At 64.6% G+C, this 16,665-nt stretch carries 16 protein-coding genes; 8 read left to right on the top strand and 8 right to left on the bottom strand.

What is annotated here, in order from left to right:
- The first annotated feature begins 3 nt into the window (after window positions 1-3).
- The 4 genes from D1F64_RS10735 to atzF all read left to right on the top strand — a co-directional run bounded on the left by D1F64_RS10735 (window position 4) and on the right by atzF (window position 4,970).
- Window positions 4-1,029, top strand: coding sequence for an ABC transporter permease (locus tag D1F64_RS10735; RefSeq protein ID WP_117412443.1), 1,026 nt, complete (start codon window positions 4-6; stop codon window positions 1,027-1,029).
- On the top strand, window positions 1,026-1,925 hold the full coding sequence (locus D1F64_RS10730; RefSeq protein ID WP_117412442.1) for an ABC transporter permease: 900 nt from the start codon (window positions 1,026-1,028) through the stop codon (window positions 1,923-1,925). The genes D1F64_RS10735 and D1F64_RS10730 overlap by 4 nt, the downstream gene beginning before the upstream one ends.
- A gap of 2 nt (window positions 1,926-1,927) precedes the next feature.
- Window positions 1,928-3,559 (top strand): ABC transporter ATP-binding protein, encoded by a 1,632-nt coding sequence (locus D1F64_RS10725; protein ID WP_117412441.1) that lies wholly within the window; start codon window positions 1,928-1,930, stop codon window positions 3,557-3,559.
- Between the two features lie 82 nt (window positions 3,560-3,641).
- On the top strand, window positions 3,642-4,970 hold the full coding sequence (gene atzF / locus D1F64_RS10720; protein ID WP_117412440.1) for an allophanate hydrolase: 1,329 nt from the start codon (window positions 3,642-3,644) through the stop codon (window positions 4,968-4,970).
- Window positions 4,971-5,187: 217 nt separating this feature from the next.
- On the opposite strand, the gene D1F64_RS10715 is transcribed toward atzF, so the two are convergent.
- The 6 genes from D1F64_RS10715 to D1F64_RS10695 form a co-directional block, all read right to left on the bottom strand.
- Window positions 5,188-6,477 carry an amidohydrolase family protein gene (locus D1F64_RS10715; protein ID WP_117412439.1) on the bottom strand — a complete coding sequence of 430 codons (1,290 nt, stop codon included), beginning with the start codon at window positions 6,475-6,477 and terminating at the stop codon, window positions 5,188-5,190.
- 9 nt (window positions 6,478-6,486) lie between these two features.
- Window positions 6,487-7,479: a hypothetical protein gene (locus tag D1F64_RS23310; RefSeq protein ID WP_162901473.1), complete on the bottom strand. Its 993-nt coding sequence runs from the start codon at window positions 7,477-7,479 to the stop codon at window positions 6,487-6,489.
- Between the two features lie 122 nt (window positions 7,480-7,601).
- Complete coding sequence (locus D1F64_RS10710; RefSeq protein ID WP_117412438.1) at window positions 7,602-8,546, bottom strand: ABC transporter permease; 945 nt, start codon at window positions 8,544-8,546, stop codon at window positions 7,602-7,604.
- Window positions 8,543-9,619 (bottom strand): ABC transporter permease, encoded by a 1,077-nt coding sequence (locus D1F64_RS10705; protein WP_117412437.1) that lies wholly within the window; start codon window positions 9,617-9,619, stop codon window positions 8,543-8,545. The genes D1F64_RS10710 and D1F64_RS10705 overlap by 4 nt, the downstream gene beginning before the upstream one ends.
- Window positions 9,616-11,166 (bottom strand): ABC transporter ATP-binding protein, encoded by a 1,551-nt coding sequence (locus D1F64_RS10700; protein ID WP_117412436.1) that lies wholly within the window; start codon window positions 11,164-11,166, stop codon window positions 9,616-9,618. Before D1F64_RS10700 ends, D1F64_RS10705 begins: the two co-directional genes overlap by 4 nt.
- A 126-nt stretch (window positions 11,167-11,292) precedes the next feature.
- Window positions 11,293-12,255, bottom strand: coding sequence for a BMP family protein (locus tag D1F64_RS10695; protein ID WP_248304768.1), 963 nt, complete (start codon window positions 12,253-12,255; stop codon window positions 11,293-11,295).
- A gap of 252 nt (window positions 12,256-12,507) precedes the next feature.
- On the opposite strand from D1F64_RS10695, the gene D1F64_RS10690 reads away from it, so the two are divergent.
- From D1F64_RS10690 to D1F64_RS10675, 4 genes are all read left to right on the top strand, one after another.
- A complete protein-coding gene (locus D1F64_RS10690; protein WP_117412435.1) occupies window positions 12,508-12,756 on the top strand; it encodes a glycosyltransferase in 249 nt (82 codons plus the stop codon).
- The gene (locus D1F64_RS10685; protein ID WP_248304721.1) at window positions 12,729-13,193 is read left to right on the top strand and encodes a hypothetical protein; all 465 of its coding nucleotides are present in this window, start codon (window positions 12,729-12,731) and stop codon (window positions 13,191-13,193) included. Before D1F64_RS10690 ends, D1F64_RS10685 begins: the two co-directional genes overlap by 28 nt.
- Before the next feature lie 110 nt (window positions 13,194-13,303).
- On the top strand, window positions 13,304-13,810 hold the full coding sequence (locus D1F64_RS10680; RefSeq protein WP_117412433.1) for a hypothetical protein: 507 nt from the start codon (window positions 13,304-13,306) through the stop codon (window positions 13,808-13,810).
- A gap of 4 nt (window positions 13,811-13,814) precedes the next feature.
- Window positions 13,815-14,729 carry an NAD(P)-dependent oxidoreductase gene (locus tag D1F64_RS10675; RefSeq protein ID WP_162901472.1) on the top strand — a complete coding sequence of 305 codons (915 nt, stop codon included), beginning with the start codon at window positions 13,815-13,817 and terminating at the stop codon, window positions 14,727-14,729.
- A gap of 88 nt (window positions 14,730-14,817) precedes the next feature.
- Here the strand turns inward: D1F64_RS10675 and D1F64_RS10670 are convergent, their stop codons facing one another.
- Both D1F64_RS10670 and D1F64_RS10665 read right to left on the bottom strand, forming a co-directional pair.
- The gene (locus D1F64_RS10670; protein ID WP_117412431.1) at window positions 14,818-15,879 is read right to left on the bottom strand and encodes a class I SAM-dependent methyltransferase; all 1,062 of its coding nucleotides are present in this window, start codon (window positions 15,877-15,879) and stop codon (window positions 14,818-14,820) included.
- Between the two features lie 3 nt (window positions 15,880-15,882).
- The gene (locus D1F64_RS10665; RefSeq protein ID WP_117412430.1) at window positions 15,883-16,653 is read right to left on the bottom strand and encodes a CmcI family methyltransferase; all 771 of its coding nucleotides are present in this window, start codon (window positions 16,651-16,653) and stop codon (window positions 15,883-15,885) included.
- Between the last annotated feature and the right edge of the window lie 12 nt (window positions 16,654-16,665).

Here is a 16,665-nt window from a genome sequence, read left to right as displayed (position 1 = left end):
CCCATGCCCGTCCGCCTGAAAACCGTGCTGATGCGGATCGCGCAGGCCGTGCCGGTCGTGATCGGGGTCGTGGTGATCAGCTTCGTGCTGACCCGCGCCCTGCCCGGGGACCCTGCCGTGTATTTCGCGGGTGCGGCGGCGGACGAGGCATCCATCGCCGAGATCCGCGAGGCCCTCGGCCTCGACAAGCCGCTTCCGCAGCAGTTCGTCCTCTATGTGGGCGATCTGCTGCAAGGCGACCTGGGCCAATCCATCTCCAGCGGCCAGCCGGTGGCGACCGATCTGGCCAACCGGCTGCCCGCCTCGCTTGAACTGACGCTGACCGCCCTTCTGCTGTCGTGCCTGATCGCCGTGCCGCTCGGCGTGCTGGCGGCGACACGCCCCGGTTCACCGGTGGATCACCTGTGCCGGGTGCTGGTCACCGCCGGCGTGTCGCTGCCGACCTTCTTCACCGGCATCGTGCTGATCTACGTCTTCTACTACCTCCTCGGCATCGCCCCCTCGCCGCTCGGACGGCTGGATTTCTCCACTCTCGATCCCGACCATGTCACCGGATTCTATCTGATCGATGCGGCGATCGCCGGCGACGGGGAAACCTGGATGGCCGCCCTGCGCCAGCTCATCCTGCCGGCGGTGACGCTGTCGCTGTTCACCATGGCGCCGATCGCCCGGATGACGCGGGCCGCGATGCTCGGGGCGCTGTCGTCGGACTTCATCCGCACGGCGAAGGCGGCCGGGCTGTCGCGCGGAAAGGTGCTCTACGGCTACGCCTTCCGCAACGCGCTGCTGCCGGTGGTCACCACGCTGGGCATGGTGTTCTCCTTCACGCTGGGCGCCAACGTGCTGGTGGAGAAGGTCTTCGCCTGGCCCGGCATCGGCTCCTACGCGGTGGAGGCGCTGGTGGTCTCCGATTACGCCGCCGTGCAGGGCTTCGTGCTGGCCATGGCGCTGCTGTTCGTCGCGCTCAATCTGGTCATCGATCTGACCTATACGCTCATCGATCCGCGGATTGGATTTGACCAGAAATGACCGATGCAGCCCTGAAATCGGCCGATGAGGCGGACGCGCCGCCGGTCCGCACCAGCAGTTCCTTCGATCATCTGGTCTACGTGCTGAAGGGCAACCCGGTCACGCTGATCGCCTTCGCCATGTTCGCGATCATGGTGTTCTGCGCCGTCTTCGGGCCGGCCATAGCGCCCTATGATCCGCTGGAATCGAATACGGCGCACGCATTGCAGCCGCCGAACTGGAGCCACTGGTTCGGCACCGACAGTCTCGGCCGAGACGTGTTCAGCCGGGTCATCGTCGCCACCCGCCTCGACCTGACGATCTCGATCGCCGCCGTGGCGCTGTCCTTCGTCTTCGGCTCCGCGCTTGGCGCCGCGGCGGGCTACTGGGGCGGCTGGCTCGATACCATCCTCAACCGCGTCCTCGACACCATCATGGCGTTCCCGCTGTTCGTGCTGGCGATGGGCATCGTCGCGGCACTCGGCAACACCATCGAGAACATCATCTACGCCACGGCCATCATCAACCTCCCCTTCTACGCGCGCCTGGTGCGCGCCGAGGTGAACATCCGCCGCGAGGCCGGGTTCGCGCTCGCAGCCCGGCTGTCGGGCAACTCGGATCTGCGCGTGCTCGCGCTGCACATCTTTCCCAACGCCCTGCCGCCGATGATGGTGCAGATCTCGCTCAACCTCGGCTGGGCGATCCTCAACGCCGCCGGTCTCAGTTTCATCGGCCTGGGCGTCCGCCCGCCGACGCCCGAGTGGGGCATCATGGTGGCCGAGGGCGCCAATTTCATCGTCTCCGGCGAATGGTGGCTCGCCTTCTTCCCCGGTCTTTGGCTGATGTTCGCGGTGCTTTCCTTCAACCTCCTCGGCGACGGCCTGCGCGACATCGTCGACCCGCGCAGGAGGACGTGACCATGCTTTCCATCTCGGACCTGGCCGTCAGCTTCCAGACCCGCAACGGAACCGTGGATGCCGTGCGCAACGTGTCCCTCGCGGTCGCCAGCGGCGAGACGCTCGGCATTGTTGGGGAATCCGGTTCCGGCAAGTCGGTGACCGCCTATGCATTGATGAGGATTCTGGACGCAGGCGGCACGATCACCGCCGGCGAGGTCAGCTATTCCGGCGTCGATCTGCGCCGCGCCTCCGAACGTGATATCCGCGACATCCGCGGCCGCGAGATCTCGATGATCTTCCAGAACCCGCGCGCCGCACTCAACCCGATCCGCAAGGTCGGGCACCAGATCGAGGACGTGTTGCGCCGCCACGCCCGCGCCACCCGCCACAATGCACGCCGCAAGGCGATCGAGGCGCTGGAGGCGGTAAAGATCCGCGACGCGCAAGCGCGCTACGACGCCTATCCGTTCGAGCTTTCCGGCGGCATGTGCCAGCGCATCGTCATCGCCATCGCCTTGGCGTGCGATCCGCGCCTGCTGATTTCCGATGAGCCGACCACCGGGCTGGACATCACGACGCAGAAGGCGGTGATGGATCTGGTCGCGGAGCTGATCCGCGAGCGCGGCATGAGCTCGATCCTGATCACTCACGATCTCGGGCTCGCCGCGCAATATTGCGACAAGATCGCGGTGATGAAGGATGGCCGCATCGTCGAGGCCGGCGATCCGGCGGAGATCTTTCTCTCGCCCAAACATCCCTATTCGCGCAAGCTGGTCGACGCCACGCCGCGGCTGGGTGAAAGCATCCGCACGCTGCTGCCCGAATCCGAGCGCACCCCGGAGCTGCCGCATGCGCCGACGGACAGGCCGCTGCTCGAGGTCCGCAACCTGGTGAAGACCTACAAGGGCAAGTCGGGACCCGTGCATGCGGTCAAGGACATCTCCTTCACCGTCCTCGAGGGCCAGAGCGTCGGGCTTGTGGGCGAGTCCGGCTGCGGCAAGTCCACGACCGCGTCGATGCTGGTGCGGCTGCTGGACCCGTCAAGCGGCGAAATCCTTTTCAATGGAAACGATATCGCCGCGACGCCGGCGCAGAAATTCTCCCGCGACCCGCGCCGCTCCGAGATCCAGATGGTGTTCCAGGACGCCACCGACAGCCTCAACCCGCGCCACACCGCGCGCCAGAGCATCGCCGATCCGCTGCACCGGCTGGGCGGATTGAACGGTTCGGCGGCGCGCGAGCGCGTGGCGGAACTCGCCGATCTCGTCGGCCTGCCGCAGCCGCTGCTCGACCGGTTCCCGCATCAGCTTTCGGGCGGCCAGAAGGCCCGCGTCGGCATCGCCCGGGCGATCGCGCTGAACCCGAAGTTCCTGATCCTCGACGAGCCGACGGCGGCGCTCGACGTGTCGATCCAGGCGGTGGTTCTGAATTTGCTCGCCGACCTGCGCGCCAAGCTCGGAATGAGCTATCTTTTTGTCAGCCATGATCTGCACGTCGTCCGTCTTCTCTGCGATCATGTGATCGTCATGAAGGGCGGCGAGATCGTCGAACAGGGAGCCGCCGAGGACGTCATGAGCGCGCCGCGGGACGCCTACACGCGCACGCTGCTCGCAGCCGCGCCAAAACCGCCGCAAAGGCGGATCCAGGCATGATCAAGGAAACCACCATGAAAGAGATGCCCCTTACGATCACCGCGCTGCGCGAGGCCTATGCCGGCGGCGCCAGCCCCTCGACGTGATCGAAGAGGTCTACGCCCGCATTGCCGCCGTGAACGATCCCGGCATCTTCATCCATCTGATCGACAAGGCGGAGGTTCAAGCCGCCGCCGCGGCGCTTGGCTCCTACGACCCGTCGAAGCCGTTGTGGGGCATTCCCTTCGCCGCCAAGGACAACATCGACGCCGCCGGGAGTCCCACCACCGCCGCCTGCCCGGCTTACGCATATGTGCCCGACGCGGACGCCTTCGTCGTCGGACGCCTGCGCGCCGCCGGCGCCCTGCTCGTCGGCAAGACCAACCTCGACCAGTTCGCCACCGGGCTTGTCGGCGTGCGCTCGCCCTATGCGCCGCCGAAGAATTCCATCGACCCATCGATCGTGCCGGGCGGCTCCTCGTCGGGCTCCGGCGTCGCCGTGGGCCACGGGCTGGTCAGCTTCTCGCTCGGCACGGATACGGCCGGTTCGGGCCGCGTTCCGGCGGCGCTGAACAACATCGTCGGCCTGAAGCCGACGCTGGGCGCGCTGTCCCCGGGCGGCGTGGTGCCCGCGTGCCGCACGCTGGACACCATCTCGATCTTCGCCATGACCGTCGGTGACGCCTACACCGCCTACGAGGCCGCCGCGGGCTATGACGCGGCCGAGGCCTATTCGAAGGAGATCGCGGTCGCGCCGCTGGGCGATGCGCCCGAAAGCCTGACCATCGGCATTCCGGACGCGAACACCATCGAGTTCTTCGGCGACACGGTGCAGCGGGCCTCCTTCGAGAGCGCCGTGGACACCCTGCGCTTTGCCGGACACACGATCGTCGAGGTCGACTTCACGCCGTTCTACGACGTCGCCCGCATGCTCTACGACGGCGCCTGGGTCGCCGAGCGCTACACGGTGATCGCGGACCTTTTGAAGACCGATCCCGAGGCCATCCTGCCCGTGACCCGGCAGGTGATCTGCAAGGCCGAAGGGCTCACGGCGGCCGACGCCTTCCGCGGGATCTACCGGCTCGAAGAGCTCAAGCGTATCGCGGCGCCCGTGCTCGGCGCGCTCGACATGATGTGCGTACCGACGATCCCGACCTTCTATACGGTCGCGGATCTCGAAGCCGACCCGATCGGCCCGAACTCGAACTTCGGCACCTACACCAATTTCGTCAACCTGATGGACATGTGCGCCATCGCGGTGCCCACAGCACCGCGCAGCGACGGCCGTCCCGGCAGCGTCACGCTGCTCGCGGGCGCGGGCAAAGACGGGCTGACGGCGGCGGTCGCCAGGACGTTCGAGAAGGCGTCGGGCGCCAGCCTGCCGACGGCGGCCGAGCTTCAGGCCCAGACGCTGGTCATGGGCGGGGCGTAGGGCGGCAAAGATGGATCCTCGGCACATGGCCGAGGATGACGAAAGCCGGGTTCAGAGACTTGAAAAGAATGATGTTTTCGTCATGCTCGGGCTTGTCCCGAGCACCCATGCGATCGATGAGACACGCGCAAGACAAGGCTTGATCCCGGACCTGCCACAGGCCCTTGAGGAGGATGAGACGCGAACGGTGCTGCGTTCGAGCCCGCAAGCCCCTCTTCTACGCGCGGGGCGCATAGGCGGAGGCGTCGACGCTGTCGGGACGGCCGTCGAGCGAAAGCTGCGAGACACGCGGCGCGGTCTGCGCGATGACGCGGCCGCGCCGCACCACGGCGAGCCGCGCGGCTTTCAGCCGAATGGCCTCGATGGCATCGTCCGCCTGCAGCAGGTTGAAGTCCGCGTTGCAGCCGGGCGCAAGGCCGTAGCCTTCCAGCCCCATGATCGTGGCGGGATGCGTCGTGATGCACTCGAAGCAGTAGCGCATGGCCTCGCGCGAGGTCATCTGCGCCACATGCAGCGCCATATGCGCGACCTCCAGCATGTCGCCCGAGCCGAGCGAATACCACGGGTCCATCACGCAGTCGTGGCCGAAGGCGACGTTGATGCCGTGCGCCCGCATCTCCGGCACCCGGGTCTGGCCGCGCCGTTTGGGATAGGTGTCATGCCTGCCCTGCAGCGCGATGTTGATGAGCGGGTTGGCGATGGCGTGCACCCCGGCCTCCGCCATCAGCGGCAGCAGCTTCGAGACATAGTAGTTGTCCATCGAGTGCATCGACGTGAGATGCGATCCGGCGACGCGGCCCTGCAGGCCCAGCCGCCGGGTCTCATAGCTCAGCGTCTCGATATGCCGTGACAGGGGATCATCGGTCTCGTCGCAATGCATGTCGACCATGAGCCCGCGTTCGGCCGCGAGTTCGCACAGCGCCGTCACCGAACGCGCGCCGTCTTCCATGGTGCGCTCGAAATGCGGGATGCCGCCGACCACCTCCACGCCCATGTCCAGCGCCCGGATCAGGTTCTTCTCCGCATTCGGCGAGCGATAGAACCCGTCCTGCGGAAAGGCGACAAGCTGCAGATCCAGATAGGGCGCGACCCGGCGCCTGACCTCGAGCAACGCCTCGACGCCGGTGAGCCTGTCGTCGCAGACATCCACATGGCTGCGCACGGCGAGCAGCCCTTGCGAGACCGCCAGATCGCAATAGCGCAGCGCGCGCTCCACCACCGCCTCGATGGTGAGCAGCGGCTTCAGCTCGCCCCACAGCGCGATGCCCTCCAGCAGCGTGCCGCTCTCGTTCATGCGCGGCAGACCGAGCGACAGGGTCGCGTCCATGTGGAAATGCACGTCCACGAAGGGCGGCGCGACGAGCTTGCCGCCCGCATCCAGAGTCCGGCCCGCCTCGGCCGCGATCCCCGCCTCCACGGCGACGATTTTTCCGCCCGCACAGCCGATGTCCATGCCGGTGCGGCCGTCTGGCAGCGTGGCGTTCTTGATGAGGAGATCGAAACTCATGGGATTCTGCTATGGGTTCTGTGTTGAGTCGAGAAGCTCTGACTTTGCTTCAGAAGTCAGGTAGGCAGATAGCGCCTGTTTTGCGACTGGAGACATTTCATGCTCGGGAAAGTAAAGGAACTTGCGCGGTTTCAGATCCAATATCATTGCTATTATATCGGAAACGCCAGCTTTAATTGCGTCGTCGGGCCGAGTTTCCAGCTCTTGACCAATGAAACTCCTGAGCGAAACACTACAGAAACGTTCTGGAATCGGCGCAAAACCACCAAAATTTCCGCAAATTACTATCGGCCACGGGACGACCGGGAGGCTTTCTACAGATGCACTCAAATAGCTGCCAATTGACTCACTATCTATCAGAATATCCCACCGTTCTAAGTAGATAATAAATTCCATTTCGTTTGAATCTATTTTTTCCCGCTTCTCCCGAGAATATGAAATCATCGTGTGAGGATTTTTAATCTTTGTCCGAAGGTAACAAATTTTTCCACTTTCGGTGCCGCCATCTCTAATCTCCGTACTTTTAAATTCTATAAATTCATTTTTATTAAATATATTTCTACAATAATTTTCTTTTATGTAGAAATTTTCAGAATACTTTATCGATTTGTCGCTTTCGAAGCGAACATTTGAGTAATAGTGATTTAGTGTATATCTGCTGAATTGCTGATACTGCGTTTGAAGCGGAACCGGATTTATTGAGTTTTGCCTTATGTACTCTTTCGCAACTTTGATAGATATTTCATTTTTAAATTGAATTTCAGATTCTAATTTCTTGATCAAAGTCTGTTCACGATAGTAATTATAATAATAAACTGACAATCCAATTGTAATTACTGAAATAGAAATTGGCAACAATGCTCGGTGCACTCTTCTGTAATACGCATCTATCGCCAATCCAATTATCGAAGCAATTAATAGATATCCTGTGAAAAAACCTATTCTTGTTGAAAAAAGGAAGAATGTCGCGACGGGCGAAATTGTCATTACAATCCAAAGCACGATGAATATCAATAATGGCCAGAGCCAAAATAATTTTGTCAATTTCATCTATTCCGTCCTGTCAGGCGTCGCGCGCAATTATAGTAATATTTGCCAATGCCCTATTTCTTTCAACGCTACTCTCACCGCTGCCCCCGGAAATAGGGCGTGAGCAGCGCCCGGGGATAATCCGCCTTGCGCGCCACCATGACCAGCGCCGCGATGGACAGAAGGTACGGCAGCATCAGGAAGACCTGGCTGGGGATGAAGGCGCCGACTTCGGTCTGCAGCCGCACCTGGAAGGCGTCGAACGCCCCGAACAGCAGCGCGCCGATCAGCGCCTTGCCCGGCCGCCAGGAGGCGAAGACGGTGAGCGCGATGCAGATCCAGCCGCGCCCGTTGACCATGCCGAAGAAGAAGGCGTCGAACGCCGACATGGTGAGAAACGCCCCGCCCAGCGCCATCATCGCCGACCCCGCGACCACCGCGCCGATGCGCAAGCCATAGACCGAGAGGCCCTGCGCCTCCACCGCCGAGGGATCGTCGCCCACGGCGCGGATGGCGAGCCCCAGCGGCGTGCGGTAGAGCACAAACGCCGTCAGCGCCACCAGCGCAAACGCCAGAAAGGTCATCGGCGTCTGCTGGAAGAAGGCGGGTCCCACGAACGGCAGGTCGGAGAGCAGCGGAATGTCGACGGGCTGGAAGGCCACGATGCGCGGCGGCGAGGACACGTCCGGCAGCGCCGTGCGATAGGCGAAATAGCTCACCGACGTTGCGAACAGCGTCACGCCGATGCCCGAGACGTGCTGCGACAGCCCGAGCGGCACGGTCAGGATCGCGTGGATCAGCCCGAAGAAGGCGCCGGCGAGCGCCGCGACCGCCACACCGCCCCACAGCCCCGCGCCGAGCCACACGGCCATCCAGCCGGCCATGGCGCCGGCGGTGAAGATGCCCTCGATGCCGAGGTTCAGCACGCCCGCGCGTTCGCAGACCAGCGCCCCCAGCACGCCGAAGATCAGCGGCGTGGCGATGCGGATGGCGGCGGCCCAGAAATTGGCGGCGAGCAGGATCTCGAAAATGTCGCTCATGCCGCCTCTCCCGTGGCGCGCCCGACGAAGCGCACTTTGAAGCGCACGAACAGGCTGGAGATCAGCACGCAGATCAGCGCCATGGCGACGATCAGGTCGGCGAGATAGTTGGACACGCCGGCGGCGCGCGACATGCTGTCCGCGCCGACGAAGACGCTGGCGATGAACAGCGCCGCGAAGACCACACCGATGGGCGAGAGCGCCGCCAGCATGGCCACCACGATGCCCGCGTAGCCGAAGCCGGGCGAGAGATCCGCCGTAAGATAGCCCTTCAGCCCGGCCACCTCGCCGACGCCCGCAAGCCCCGCCAGCGCGCCCGACAGGAGCCCCACGCGGATGAAGGTGGCGGTCACGGGAATACCGGCATGGCGCGCGGCGCGGGCGTTCTCGCCCACCGCGCGGATCTCGAAGCCCCAGACCGTGCGCTTGAGCAGCACGTAGACGAAGAGCGCCGCGGCAAACGCCATGATCAACCCGCCATGGATGCGCATGCGCGCCACCAGCTTGGGCAGCACGGCGGCATCGATGATCGGCTCGGACTGCGGCCAGCCCATGCCCATGGGATCCTTCATCGGGCCCTCCAGCATCATCTGCACGAACAGCAGGATGACGAAGTTGAGCAGCAGGGTGGTGACCACCTCGTCGACGCCGAGTTTCGATTTCAGCAGCGTCGGGCCGAGCATCACCATGCCGCCGGCCAGCGCGCCCGCCATGATCACCAGCGGAATCATCACGATGGGCGGCTGGTCGATCGCGCCCGATCCGATGGCGGCGGCGGCCAGCGCTCCGGCGTAGAGCTGCCCTTCGCCGCCGATGTTCCACAGCTTGGCCCGGAAGGCGACGGCGGCGGCAAGCCCGGTGAGGATCAGCGGCGTGGCGCGGGTCAGCATCTCGGAGAACGCGAAGACCGAGCCGAAGGCGCCCCTGGCCATCAGCGCATAGGCCTCGAACACGGAGGTGCCGGTGGTGGCGATTGGGATGGCGGCAAGCAGCAGGGCGGCGACGGCGGCGATCACCGGGGCCGCGATCAGCCGGGTGGTCGTGGCCGTCTCGCGCGGCTCTAAACGGATCATGCGGCTTTCTCCGCTGAATGTCCGGCCATGCGCAGGCCCAGGGTGCCGCGATCCAGCCCTTCGGTCGGCTCGGCGGCCGAGAGGTGCCCGCGGTGGATGACGGCGATGCGGTCCGACAGGCGCATGAGTTCGTCGAGATCCTCGGAAATTAGGATCACGCCCGCGCCGCGCGCCCGCGCCTCCAGGAGCCTGCGGTGCACATCGGCCGTGGCGCCCACGTCGAGCCCGCGCGAGGGCTGCGCCGCCAGCACGACGTGAGGCCCCGCGTCGAGCGTGCGCGCCAGCACGATCTTCTGGATGTTGCCGCCGGAGAGAAGCCGCGCCGGCGCCTCCCCGCCCTGGCAGCGGATGTCATAGGCCGCAATGGCCTCCTTCGCCCTTGCGGCGATCTCGCCGAAGCGCAGGAAACCGAATTTCTGGAAGGCCGGCTTGCGGATTTCCTCGATCACCAGGTTCTCGGCCACGCTCATGGCGCCGACGATGCCGTCCTTGTGCCGGTCCTCCGGAATGCGGGCGAATCCGGCCGCAATCATCTGGGCGGCGGAATCGCTGCGGATACTCTCGCCAGCCAGCGTCATGGTACCGCTACGCGGCGTCTCCAGGCCCGAGATCACCCGCGCCAGCGCGCCCTGGCCGTTGCCCGAGACGCCGGCGATACCGAAGATCTCGCCTTCGCGCAGGGTGAGATCCACCATATGCAGCGCCTCGCGCCCCTCGCCGGTGGAAACGCCCTGAAGCCGCAGCAGCTCTGCGCCCGCCGGGATGGCGGTACGGCTGCTCACCGGCACGTCGCGGCCGACCATCAGCTCGGCGAGCTGGCGCTGATCGCAGTCGGATGTGGCCAGATCCGCAACCTTGGCGCCCGCGCGCAGCACGGCGACACGATCGGAGGCGGCGATGACCTCGGCGAGCTTGTGCGAGATGAAGATGATCGCAAGCCCCTCCGCCGCGAGGCTCTTGAGCGTTTCGAACAGAGTTTCCGATTCCTGCGGCGTCAGCACCGCCGTCGGCTCGTCGAGCACCAGAACGCGGGCGTCGCGGTAGAGCGCCTTGAGGATTTCAACGCGCTGCTTCTCGCCCACCGAAAGCGTCGAGATCCGCGCGTCCAGATCGACGCTCAAACCGGAATGCGCCATCAGGCCCGCAAGCCGGGCGCGAGCCGCGCCGCGGGCCAGCCGCGCGGCGAAGAGGTGTTCCGTGCCAAGGATGATGTTTTCCAGCGCCGAGAGGTTTTCCGCCAAGGTGAAATGCTGGTGCACCATGCCTATGCCGGCGGCGAGCGCCGCATGCGGCGAGCCGGGCTCCAGCGGCTGCACGGCGCCGCCCGCGCGCGGCGCGACCAGCACGGCGCCCTCGTCGGCGACATAGTGGCCGAAGAGGATGTTCATGAGGGTCGTCTTGCCGGCGCCGTTCTCGCCCAGCAGGGCGACGATCTCGCCGCGCCGCAGCGACAGATCCACCGCGTCGTTGGCGACGAGCGGCCCGAAGCGCTTGGTGACGCCGCGAAGCTCGAGCACCACGGCGTTGGCGTCCGTCACCGCGTCCATGACGTATCCATGAGATCCCCCAGATCAGCTTTCGGACGCCGGTCACACGGCATGCGAAAACAGATCTCTCGCACGAAACCGCCAGCCGGAATACACCCGGCCGGCGGCGCTTGATAATCGAATGCCCTACATGGTCGACTTGGGCTCGGCGTCGTTGACGTTGACGCGGAAGAAACCGTCGAGGATTTCCTGCTCCTTGGCCTTGGCGGCAGCCAGCGCCTCGGGATCGGCCAGCGCCTCGTCGGCGACGAAGCTCGCGCCGCCATGCGCCATGTAGCTGTAGGGGCCGTAGTCGGCCGGCTCGAAGGTGCCGCCCGCCACCGCGGCGATCGCCTTGTCGATGGTCGCTTCCATGTGCCACAGCGCGGACGCCAGGATGGTGCCGGGATAATCGGACGCCGTGTCGATCACGTTGCCGATCGCCAGGATGCCCTTTTCCTTGGCCGCGTCGGAGACGCCGAAGCGCTCGGCATAGAGGATGTCGGCGCCCTTGTCGGTCATCGCGAAGGCGGCTTCCTTGGCCTTCGGCGGGTCGTACCAGGAGTTGATGAAGGTCACCAGGAACTTTACGTCCGGGTTGGTGGCCAGCGCGCCTTCCATGAAGGCGTTCATCAGCCGGTTGACCTCGGGGATCGCGTAGCCGCCGACCATGCCGATGACGTTGGACTTGGTGGCCTTGCCCGCCACCATGCCGGTCAGGTAGCTCGGCTCGTGGATGAAGTTGTCGAAGACCGAGAAATTCGGCTTGGACGGGCCGAAGGACGAGCCCATGAGAAACGCGGTCTCGGGATACTCGGCGGCCACCTTGCGCGCCGCGCGTTCCACCGCGAAGGCTTCGCCGACGACCAGGTTCATGCCCTGCTCGGCGTATTCGCGCATCACCCGCTCATAGTCGGTGTTGGCGACGTTCTCGGAGAAGGTGTAGGTGATGTCGCCGCGCTCTTCCGCCGCCTTCAGCGCCACGTGAATGCGGCTGACCCACTGCTGTTCCACCGGAACGGTGTAGATCGCGGCGACCTTGACCGGCTCGGCGGATGCCGGCGCGATCCCGCTCGCCAGCACGGCGGATGCGGTCAGCGCTCCGGCCATCACCGCGCGCCGCGACCATGCGATTGTTGTCATGAACCCCATTTGAAACCCCTGGATTGTCTTTGTTCCAGCCGCATATGACCACAATGTAGCCACGCCCACAATATGAGCAGACGGCTGCGGCGTCATTTTTTTGAATGTTTGGACAAAAATTGCGGACAGACACCCCGGTAAAGAATGCAGCGCCGAGGGTGCCTTGCAAATCGCGGCCTCACGCGTATGAAGGGCTGTCCATTCCGTTGAGGATCGCAGATGAAAGTCAGCATTGCCATTCCAACCCGCGATCGCGGCGTCTATCTGGCCTCCTGCCTGGCGGTCTGTACCGCGATCGGCGACCCGGATCTGGAAATCGTGGTGAGCGATAATGCGTCGACGGACGACACCGCCGATGTCGTCGCCTCCTTCAACGACGCGCGCATCCGCTACATACGCACGCCGGGCGCATCAGCCAGCGGCAGAATTTCGAGAATGCGGTGGATCACGCCACCGGCGACTATGTGATCACCATCGGCGACGACGACAGCGTGCTGCCGGGCCAGTATCCGGCGCTCAAGACCCTGCTGGAGCGTGAAAAGCCCGAGGCGGTGTCCTGGCAGTCGAATTTCTACAACTGGCCCAACGCTTACAACCCCAACGCCGGGCGCCTCAAGATCAAGAAATCCGGCGTGTTCGGGCGCCCCATCACCGTTGCGACCCGGGACCTTCTGGATGATCCGCAATGGGGCCTGACCCACAGCAACGACATCACCCCGCGCCTGCATCACGGACTGATCAGCCGCGTCGCGCTGGACAAACTGCGCGCCAAGACCGGGCATATCCACGGCAGCGGCGCGGTCGATGTGTATTTCAGCTCCGCGATCCTGAGCGTCATCGACAGCTTCATCTATCTCCGGCACCCGTTTTCCATGCTCGCCATGGGCCCCGCAGCGGCGGGCTGAGCGTCCAGGACTCCGAAAAATCGCCCGCCGCCGGAAACAACTCCATCGCTGTCGTCACCCAGGAATCCGCCGCCGACCCGATACGCGAACCGATCGAGGGGCACTTCCCGGTGCTCGGGTTCTATTCGCTGATCGGGATGGAGCAGGCGAACCGGATGGCCTATGACGGCAAGCGCCCGCCGGACTACCGCTATCACGTCGAACAGATCCTCAAGCAGTTGGAGACCGTCAGCGACGAAGCGAGGGACAAGGCGATCGATAGGCTGCGCGGCTTCCTTGCCGAAGTCGGCGCAGACGATGCCGTGCCCGCCGGCACGCCCGTTCGGCGCAAGGCCTACGGAGGCCCCAAGAAGACCCGCCAACGCTGGCCAAAATCCTATGTAACGCCATCCAAGATCTGTATCGATCTTGGCGGGCTCGGCCTCGGCGACGTCGCGAATGCGACCCTCGCGCTTGATCATCTGCTCGGCACGCGCGCATCGGTCGAAGAGGCGGGAAGCTGGCCTGCGATTATCGCCCGCTCGGCGCGCTTTATCGTGCAGGGCATGATCGGCGTGCGCCCGGCCTTTCACGAGCCGCGGCCGATCGCCGGAAATGCAGCCGCCAAGGCGTCGTGACGCGATGAGCGCGCAGGCCCGCATTCTGCTGACCGGCGCCGGCGGCTTTCTGGGCCGCGAGGTCGCACGCGCGCTCTCCGCGCACCACGTCATCGGCGTCGCGCGGCATCCGGCAGCGAATGCCGCGGTTGCCGAATGGATCCAGGCCGACCTGCTCCACTGCGATATGCAGACGGTCGCCGAGGAAGCACGCGCCGACACGCTGATCCACCTCGCGTGGACGACCGAGCACGGAAAATTCTGGACCGCGAAAGACAATCTGGACTGGGCGGCCGCCACGCTGAGACTGTTGCGGTCCTTCGACGCCGCCGGAGGTAAACGCGCCGTCCTCGCGGGTTCCTGCGCGGAATATGATCTGTCCGCAACCGTGGACGCCTATTGCGAGCGCCGCGATCTCCCCAGCCCGCACACGCTCTACGGCACGGCCAAGGACGCGACACGGCGCATGGCCGAAGCCTATTGCCGGGAGTCGGGACTTTCCTTCGCCTGGGCGCGCATCTTCTTCCTGTTCGGCCCACACGAACACCCGAACCGGCTCGGCGGTTCCATCGCCAAGGCGCTGGTCTTGGACGAAGAGGCACGCTGCTCGTCGGGCATCCATCTGCGCGACTTCCTGAGCACGGCGGACGCCGGCGGGGCGATCGCGGCGCTTGCGCTCTCTGGTGTGGGGGGTGCGGTGAACATCGGCTCCGGCACGGCAATGAGCATCGGCGATTTTGCGCGCGCCTTCGGCGATGCCGCGGGTCGGCCGGATCTCATCCGCCTCGGCGCCATGCCCGACCGCCCCGGCGATCCCGCGCGCATCGTCGCAGATATCACCCGACTGCGGGATGAGGTCGGGTTCCGCGCCTCGGTGACGTTCGAGCAGCGGGTTCGGGAAACGCTCGACTGGTGGCGGACGGCGGAAGCATCCGGCTAGCGCCGCGCTCAGTGGACGAGTATCAGTTCCGGCGCGAGCCCACGTTCGTCAAGTGAGGCGCGTATCTCGGCTTCGTAGTTGGGATTCATCACGAAGATTGCTGCGGGCCTTGCAGCGACAAGCGTATCGATGGCGACGACGGGATGCCCGTGCCGCCTATGAACCGCCCCTGCTTGCCGGGATTGATGTCCACGACCCCGGCAAACAACGCCGCATCCGGATCGATGATGTTGGCGAATGTCGCGCCCTTCGCGCCCGCTCCCCAGATGAAGACCGGACCACTGTCGCCATGCGTCCGGGCGCGGCCGCGCCATATCTCGACATAGTCCGCTTCGCGGCCGATAAAGCCCGCGCGGTCAAGCGGCGCGGCGGTCATGGCTTCGGCCCAGAGATATTGCCCGTCGAAGCACGTTGAGGTCATCGTGGGCGCATAGCCGGACTTCTCGAGCGCAACGGCAATCGAGCCAAGCGTGAACAGCGAGCAATGCTCGTAGAAGAAGTCATGCATGACGCCATTGCGAACGATCCATTCGTTGGTCGGCGTCTCGAGATAGATCTTGACCGGCTTGTCGTCCGGCAACGCGCCGCGAACCGCCTTCAGAAACCCGACGGGATCGGCAATGTGCTCGATGGTGTGCCGCGACACCACGATGTCCGGCGACAGACCGTGTTCGCCCGCCGTTTCGGAATTGAAGTAACTGCCGACGATTTCGATTCCGGAGGCCGGCGCCACCCCTCGGTAGGCGGGATCGAAGCCCACCGCGCGGCTGACCCGGCCGGGCCCGAGCACGCGGACCAGCGCTGCCAGAAAATCGCCCTGCCCGCATCCGACTTCGAGGATTTCCAGCGGTCCGTCCGGCGCGGCGTCGACAATTCGCTCCAGCCGAGTCTGCAGGTGCTGCATGAACACGTCGGAGTGCCCCTGGGCATTGTCATAGTGCGGTGTGTAGTCGATCAGTTGCGGATCGAAGGCGGCATTCCAGACAAACCCGCAGCGGTCGCAGGCCGTGATTGCCAATGGACCGTAGCCCGTCTCCCGCGCGGTTGCCACATCCGGGTAGACGGCATTCTGCAGAACCGGACTCCGGTCGCGGCCAAGCATGCGCCGGTGGGACGCGCTTTCGCAGACGGGACAGACGGTGCCGGACATGTCTCAGTCGGCCCGCCGCCGCAACCACGCGCTCGGCCAATAGGTCGGCATTTCGGCGAGCGTGGATTCGTTGAAGGTCGGCACCGGCGCCGCCAGTTCGAACTCCGGGTGCTTGCTTGCAAATTCCTCGGCGGCGGTGGACGGATTGTCCGTGGCCCATGCCGGGTTGCCGTTGGGAACCGCAGTCAGCTCGCGCATGATGCCGTCGGTCGCGACAATATAGGAACCCGGGGTCACCATTCCGGAGTAGATGTTGAGCTCATCCATCACGTGACTGTAACTGTGATCGGAGTCCAGGATGATCAGAACCGTCTCGTATTTGTCCGCGACAGCCTTCACCTTTGCGACGATGTCGTCGGCCGTCGAACTGCCTTCCAGCAGATCGATGCGCTTGAACAGCGGATGCGCCTCGATCGCCTCGCGGTTGTGCGGCCGGATCTCGATGTCGATGCCGAGCACATGGCCCTTGCCCATCGCCTCGAACAGCGACGCGTAATAGATCAGCGACCCGCCGTGGGCGACGCCCGTCTCGATGATCAGATCCGGCTTCAGATCATAGATCACCTCCTGGATGCGCATCATGTCTTCCGGCAACTGGATGACAGGACGGCCGAGCCAGGAAAACCGGTACGAATACTTCTGGTTCCAGCCGACGCGGTTGAGGATCGGCGATAGCGTGTTGAAGGCTTCGTCCGAGTACAGGGAAAGCGTCTCGGAACCGTTGTCGTCCTGACGGGTGAGAGTGGCGTTGTCTTCGTCCAGGATGAGTTTCATGGTCTGAATGGT

The sequence above is a fragment of the Breoghania sp. L-A4 genome, assembly GCF_003432385.1.
GTDB lineage: Bacteria > Pseudomonadota > Alphaproteobacteria > Rhizobiales > Stappiaceae > Breoghania.
Note: the sequence above shows the minus strand (reverse complement) of the source record. Positions and strands in the feature narration are given on the sequence as shown.

Coding starts and splice junctions, on each gene's coding strand:
- D1F64_RS10705 (WP_117412437.1), bottom strand. CDS start 9,619: ATGATCCGTTTAGAGCCGCGCGAGACGGCCACGACCACCCGGCTGATC.
- D1F64_RS10710 (WP_117412438.1), bottom strand. CDS start 8,546: ATGAGCGACATTTTCGAGATCCTGCTCGCCGCCAATTTCTGGGCCGCC.
- D1F64_RS10735 (WP_117412443.1), top strand. CDS start 4: ATGCCCGTCCGCCTGAAAACCGTGCTGATGCGGATCGCGCAGGCCGTG.
- D1F64_RS10730 (WP_117412442.1), top strand. CDS start 1,026: ATGACCGATGCAGCCCTGAAATCGGCCGATGAGGCGGACGCGCCGCCG.
- D1F64_RS10675 (WP_162901472.1), top strand. CDS start 13,815: ATGAGCGCGCAGGCCCGCATTCTGCTGACCGGCGCCGGCGGCTTTCTG.
- D1F64_RS10665 (WP_117412430.1), bottom strand. CDS start 16,653: ATGAAACTCATCCTGGACGAAGACAACGCCACTCTCACCCGTCAGGAC.
- D1F64_RS10715 (WP_117412439.1), bottom strand. CDS start 6,477: ATGAGTTTCGATCTCCTCATCAAGAACGCCACGCTGCCAGACGGCCGC.
- D1F64_RS10690 (WP_117412435.1), top strand. CDS start 12,508: ATGAAAGTCAGCATTGCCATTCCAACCCGCGATCGCGGCGTCTATCTG.
- D1F64_RS10700 (WP_117412436.1), bottom strand. CDS start 11,166: ATGGACGCGGTGACGGACGCCAACGCCGTGGTGCTCGAGCTTCGCGGC.
- D1F64_RS10670 (WP_117412431.1), bottom strand. CDS start 15,879: ATGTCCGGCACCGTCTGTCCCGTCTGCGAAAGCGCGTCCCACCGGCGC.
- D1F64_RS10695 (WP_248304768.1), bottom strand. CDS start 12,255: ATGGCCGGAGCGCTGACCGCATCCGCCGTGCTGGCGAGCGGGATCGCG.
- D1F64_RS10725 (WP_117412441.1), top strand. CDS start 1,928: ATGCTTTCCATCTCGGACCTGGCCGTCAGCTTCCAGACCCGCAACGGA.